7 protein-coding genes are annotated in these 6649 nt (G+C 29.1%); all 7 read right to left on the bottom strand.

From position 1 onward, the window contains the following. The coding region (locus KHW44_RS04885; RefSeq protein ID WP_304066673.1) for a class I SAM-dependent methyltransferase at nt 1-428 on the bottom strand (428 nt) is incomplete at its 3' end. Next, nucleotides 421-942 carry a hypoxanthine phosphoribosyltransferase gene (gene hpt, locus KHW44_RS04890; protein WP_002836478.1) on the bottom strand — a complete coding sequence of 174 codons (522 nt, stop codon included), beginning with the start codon at nt 940-942 and terminating at the stop codon, nt 421-423. The genes KHW44_RS04885 and hpt, both read right to left, overlap by 8 nt. Then, nucleotides 917-1087 (bottom strand): hypothetical protein, encoded by a 171-nt coding sequence (locus KHW44_RS04895; RefSeq protein ID WP_002836479.1) that lies wholly within the window; start codon nt 1085-1087, stop codon nt 917-919. The genes hpt and KHW44_RS04895 overlap by 26 nt, the downstream gene beginning before the upstream one ends. Beyond that, nucleotides 1087-3705: a valine--tRNA ligase gene (locus KHW44_RS04900; RefSeq protein WP_304066676.1), complete on the bottom strand. Its 2619-nt coding sequence runs from the start codon at nt 3703-3705 to the stop codon at nt 1087-1089. Before KHW44_RS04900 ends, KHW44_RS04895 begins: the two co-directional genes overlap by 1 nt. Nucleotides 3706-3719: 14 nt before the next feature. Beyond that, a complete protein-coding gene (locus KHW44_RS04905) occupies nt 3720-4328 on the bottom strand; it encodes an MBL fold metallo-hydrolase (protein ID WP_304066679.1) in 609 nt (202 codons plus the stop codon). After that, nucleotides 4328-4774, bottom strand: coding sequence for a D-aminoacyl-tRNA deacylase (gene dtd / locus KHW44_RS04910; RefSeq protein ID WP_304066682.1), 447 nt, complete (start codon nt 4772-4774; stop codon nt 4328-4330). The genes KHW44_RS04905 and dtd overlap by 1 nt, the downstream gene beginning before the upstream one ends. After that, the coding region (locus KHW44_RS04915; RefSeq protein ID WP_304066685.1) for a bifunctional (p)ppGpp synthetase/guanosine-3',5'-bis(diphosphate) 3'-pyrophosphohydrolase at nt 4774-6649 on the bottom strand (1876 nt) is incomplete at its 5' end. The genes KHW44_RS04915 and dtd, both read right to left, overlap by 1 nt.

Raw genomic sequence — 6649 nt, forward strand, 5'->3', positions numbered from 1 at the left:
ACTTCTATTAGCTTATAAGGAGTGTTTACATCAAACATAAACACTCCTTTACAATTTTCATTAATATTTGAGAACAAATTCTGTAATTTTTCTGAGTATAGAATATAGTTTATTGTATCTAGAGTAGAAAAAATAAAATCATAAATTTCTGTTAATTGTAATTGACACAAATCTTCATTAATCAAACTTATACTGTGAAATTTATCTGCACAAATTTCCAACATATCTTTGCTAAGATCTACTCCAGTATAATTAATTGAAGAGTTATAGAAGTATTTTGTCATATTTCCACTACCAATACCTAACTCGAGAATTGATTTTGGTTTTATGGATAATTTTTTTAATTCTTTTTTGATAACTTCAGAATATTTTTCGTAATCAATATCAAAAGTCAATTTATCGTAAATATACGCAAATTCTTTATACATCTTGATTCCAAATGAAAATGTAAGGTATATTTCGGTATGATGATTTATAGTTCAGACCATATCCAACTATAAAGACATCATCGATTTCAAAACCAACATAATCAGCGTTATATTCAACTTGTCTTCTGCTTGGTTTATCAAGCAATACACATGTTTTAACACTTTTTGGATTTTTTTGTTTAATATATTCCAAAGTATTTACGATTGTATTTCCAGAATCAATAATGTCATCAACTATTAACACATCATAGTTTTCTAAATTTTCTCTTACATCAGTAAGAATTTTTACTTTACCTGTAGATTTTTCAGCGTCTTCATAAGAAGATGTAGTCATAAAATCAATACAAATTGGCATATCTATCTGTCTAACCAAATCAGACATGAACATAAAACTTCCTCTAAGAAGAGATACTACACATAAATTTTTATCTTTGTAATCTTTGGTAATTTGAGCACCTAATTCTTTAACTTTTTCTTTAATTTGTTGTTCACTTAATAATATTTCTTCTTTCATCATTCACCCCTGTATTAGAATTAATTACATCCTCATCTATCTTTTTTTCGATCTTCTTCAATGATACTAAAATTTTATTTAAAGTATATTGTACGCTGATCAAAACCATAATCAAAACAAAATCAAATATGATTTCGAATTTCATTACATATTTTCCTTAATAGAACTAATCGAATTATTAATATCGTCGATTAAATGTGAATATTTTTCAACTTTTTCTTTTTCCTTTTCTACAAGAGCTTCAGGAGCACCTTTTAAGAATCCTTCATTTTTTAGTTTAGATTCTGCTCTCTTTAATTCTGATTTAGCAGTATTTAATTCTTTTTCTAGTCTTTCCAATTCTTTAGAATAATCGATTAAATCATTCAAAGGAATGATAATTTTATAAGAATCTTTAACAATTACTATATTATTATCTTCTGATATTTCTTCGTTAACCTTATATTCGTTAATAGAAACACTTGATCTAAATAGTGATTCTAGTTGTTTAAAATCTTCTTCCAAGTTTTTATCAGAAGTCAATATATATACATCAGATTGCTTTTTAGGTGCAATATTCATTTCTTGTCTAGAATTTCTAATACTAATTACAGATTCAACTAACTTGTCAATAATTTGTTCTTCGTTTTTATATGATTTGCTTTCAGAATATTTTGGCCATGTTTCATTGATCAACATATCATTTTTATTAGGAAGATAACTATATATTTCTTCTGTGATATATGGCATGAATGGATGTAATAATTTTATTACATTAGTCAATGTATAAATCAAAACTGAGATTGCAGATTCTTTTAAATTAGAATCATCTCCATAAAGTCTTGGTTTAACTAGTTCAATGTACCAATCGCAGAATACATTCCAAGTAAAATCATATATTTTTTCAGCTGCAATACCAATTTCGTATTTATTTAAATTTGTAGATACTTCATCAATTACATCATTTAAGCTAGATATAATCCACTTATCTTCAATTTGTAATTCGACATCATCTATATTTTTGACATCATTATCAACATTCATGAAAACAAATCTGGATGCGTTCCATAATTTATTACAGAAATTTCTATTAGCTTCTACTTTTTCCATGTAGAATCTTGAATCATTTCCAGGAGTATTACCAGTAATTAATGCAAATCTTAAAGCATCAGCTCCGTATTGATCTATAACTTCTATCGGATCAATACCATTTCCCAAAGATTTTGACATTTTTCTTCCTTGAGAGTCTTTAACTAATCCTGTCAAATAAACATCTTTGAAAGGAACTTCTCCCAAATTATAAAGTGAAGAGAATACCATCCTAATTACCCAGAAGAAAATAATATCATAGCCTGTTACTAACACATTTGTAGGGAAGAAATATTTCAAATCTTCTGTTTCATTTGGCCAACCTAATGTTGAAAATGGCCATAATGCAGATGAGAACCATGTATCCAAAGTATCTGGATCTTGAGTGTATTTTTCAGGATCTGGATTTTTTCTTGCAACTACAACTTCACCAGTTTCATTATGATAATAAACTGGAAGTCTGTGTCCCCACCATAATTGACGTGATATACACCAATCTCTTATGTTTTCTAACCAATTTACATAAACTTTTTCAAATCTTTTTGGAATAAATTTAATTTCTTCATTTTTATAAGCATCTAAAGCCAATTTTGCTAATTTATCCATCTTAACAAACCATTGTTTACTGATCAATGGTTCAACAGTGGTATGACATCTTTCACAATGACCTACAGCATGTTCGTGCTCTTTTACTGAATCTAGTTGTCCGATTTTTTCCAAATCTTCTATTATTAATTTTCTTGCTTCATATCTGTCTAATCCAGAATATTTTCCATACCCTTCAACAATTTTTGCATCCTCATCAATTACGACGCATTGTCCTAAATCATGTCTTGCACCTACTTCAAAGTCATTAGGATCATGTGAAGGAGTTATCTTAACAATTCCCGTTCCAAATTCCATATCCACATAGCTATCAGCAATAACTTTAATTTCTCTATTAACCAATGGTAATATCAAAGTTTTTCCTACGATATCAGTGTATCTTTCCTCATCTGGATTAACAGCAACTGCCAAATCACCTAATAATGTTTCTGGTCTAGTAGTAGCAATTACAATGTAATCATCAGAGTCTTTGAATTTGTATCTAATATTCCAAAAATGTCCAGATTCATCTTCGTGAACTACTTCTATATCACTTATCGCAGTATGACAATTTGGACACCAATTTACAATTCTATCTCCTTGGTAAATCAAATCATCATTGTACATTTTTATGAACACTTCTTCTACTGCTTCTGTTAAATTGTCATCAAGAGTAAAAGCTTCTCTACTCCAATCACAAGATACACCTAATTTTTTTAATTGATTTTTGATATTTCCACCGTATTCACGTGTCCAGTCCCAAGATGCTTCCAAAAATCCATCTCTACCTAAAGATTCTTTGGATTTCCCTTCTTCTTTTAATTTACTTACAACTTTTGCTTCTGTTGCAATACTAGCATGGTCTGTCCCTGGAACCCAAAGAGCACTATATCCATCCATTCTATTTTTTCTAATTAAAATATCTTGTATAGTGTTATTTAACGCATGACCAAGGTGTAAATTCCCAGTTACATTTGGTGGTGGCATTACAATTGTAAATGGTTTTTTATCTTTATCAATAACGCCTTTAAAGTAACCTTCATTTTCCCAAATTTTATATATTTTATCTTCAAATTCTTTTGGATTGTAATTTTTTTCTAAATTCTTCATAATTCTCCTAAATTTTATTTAAAATATGGATTGTATTTCTTTTCATCACCCATATTGGTTTCTGGGCCGTGTCCTGGATAAACTTTTATATCATTATTTAAAAGCTTTAACTTTTCAACACTGTTTTTTATATCTTCAAAACTTGCAGTCGGTAAATCATATCTACCTATTGAATTCTTAAACAACATATCTCCTGAAAACATTACGTCTTTGTAAATATAGCAGCTAGAACCATAAGTATGCCCTGGAGTTTCTAGGACTGATATTTTAAAATCATTAAACTCAATCGTATCTCCTTCTTTTACATAATGATCTGCAATTAAAGTAATTGGATTACCAACTTTTCTTGTATAATTTTTTTCAGGATCTTCAAGTAAATCTTTCTCTTTTTCTGGAGCATAAATAACTGTATTTAGCTTATTTTTTAATTCTTCAGCTGCAAATATATGATCAAAATGTCCATGTGTAATTAATATGAATTGTATTTCTAAATTACGATTTTTAATATATTCACAAATATCATCAGCTTGTGCACCTGGATCCACAACAAAACATTTATTATCTTCCGATAAAATGTACATGTTTTCTCCATATTTTGTAGTAACTATTTTGTCTATTGTCATTATTCACTCCTACTATCTATAATTATCGTAACTGGTCCATCATTTGTAAGCGATACTTTCATATCAGCTCCAAATTCACCAGTTTGAAAAGGTAAATTTTCTTTTTTTAACTTCTCAATAAACTTTTCGTATAAATCTCTGGCAAATTCACCTTTGGCACATTTATCAAATGATGGTCTATTCCCTTTTCTAGTACTTGCATACAATGTAAACTGAGAGACCAGTAAAATTTCATAATTTAAATCTTTGATTGAAAGATTAAGCTTATCTTCTTCATCAGAAAATATTCTTAAATTAACAAGTTTTCTGATGCAATAATCAATATCCTGTTCATTATCTTCTTTATGAATTCCTAGTAGAACCAAAAAACCATCTTTAATTTCGCTTTTTGTTATACCATCTATATCCACTTTTGCTTTATTAACTCTTTGAACTAATAATTTCATTATGAATTCACCCTAAAAACGTCTATAGTTCCTTTAATATTTTTAATTCTTGCAATTACTGTATCGATTTGAGAACTAGAGCTGATTTCTAATATTATATTAATCGTTACTGTTTTATCTTTATTTGTTCTAGTGTTAAATGTTTTAATGTTTAATTTGCACTCACTTATAACTTTAGTTATATCAGCAAGATAACCGACATTACTAAAAGATATTATTTGAAGTTCAACTTGATAATTATGATTTATTAAATTACTTCCCCATCTAACTGTGATTAGTCTATCTTTGTCATTGACAGATTTTACATTGGAACAATCTCTTCTATGAACACTAATTCCTCTACCTCTAGTAATGTATCCGACTATTTCGTCACCAGGAATTGGGTTGCAACATTTAGCAAGTTTTATTTCTACATTATCAATTCCATCAATTACTACTCCACTTTCTTTTGGCTCTTCATTTACAAAATCGACATGATTTGGTTTATTGACAACTTGGTCTGTTTCATAATAGTCTTTGTGATATTCCTTTAGCTTAGGAATAACTTGCGTAACCCTTGTGGAACCATAACCAATAGCAGCGTACAAATCATCAATAGATGAAAAACTCAATTTACTTGCAATTTCTTCAAGCCATTCTCTTTTTAGTAATTCATTGAAACTGTAGCCCATTTTTGCAACTTCTTTTTCAAGCATATCTCTTCCTGAAACAATATTCTCAGTTCTTTGTTCTTTTTTAAACCACTGTTTAATTTTTGTTTTTGCTTGAGAAGATTTTACAATTTTAAGCCAGTCTTTTGAAGGGCCTGAATTTGGGTTTATAAGGATTTCAACAACATTTCCTGTTTTTAATTTGTATGTTAAAGGTACAATTTTCCCGTCTACCTTTGCACCAACACATTTGTTTCCGACTGCAGAGTGAACTTTATAAGCAAAATCAATCGGTGTTGAACCAGATGGCAAATCCATTACATCGCCTTTTGGTGAGTAAACAAAAACTTCATCATTGGCAAATTCTTCTTTGAATAAATCCATAAATTCTTTTGAATCGGTATAATCTTTTTGCCAATCCATGATTTCTCTTAGCCATGCTAATTTGCTATCATATTTCGATTTTTTATTAGTTGTACCTTCCTTGTATTTCCAATGTGCAGCGATACCATATTCAGAAGTTTTATGCATTTCCCAAGTTCTTATTTGTATCTCATATGTTCTTCCGTCATGAGCTAATATTGTAGTGTGTAAAGATTGGTACATATTAGGTTTTGGAGTTGCAATATAATCTTTGAAAGTATTAGGTATTGGCCTGAAGAATCTATGAGCAATTCCCAAAACATCATAGCATTCACTTTCTTTGTTTACTATAACTCTGATGGCTGATAAATCTTTGATTTCTTCAAAAGCCAAATGTTTTTTGTACATTTTCTTATATATTGAAAAAACACTTTTTGGTCTTCCAAAAATCTCTGCTTTTATATTATATTTTTCAAGTTCATCTTGGAATTGTCTTATAATGTTTTGAATTTGGGATTCTCTTTGTTGTCTAGTTTCGTTTATTTTATTTACAATATCTTGGTAAATATTTGGTTCCAAATACTTTAAGCTTAAATCTTCTAATTCCCATTTAATCGTAGACATACCAAGTCTGTGAGCAAGTGGTGCATAAATTTCTAATACTTCATTGGCTTTTTCAATCTGTTTTTCACGAGTCATGTATTCCAAAGTTCTCATATTGTGAAGTCTGTCAGACAATTTGATTATTATAACTCTGATGTCCTTGGCCATTGCCAATATCATTTTCTTTAAATTTTCTGCTTGATTATCTTTTTTAGTTTTAAATTTAATTTGTTTTAATTTTGTAACACCATCGACCAGG

It is taken from the genome of Finegoldia magna (genome assembly GCF_018371055.1).
In the GTDB taxonomy this organism is placed as follows: Bacteria; Bacillota; Clostridia; order Tissierellales; family Peptoniphilaceae; genus Finegoldia; species Finegoldia magna_I.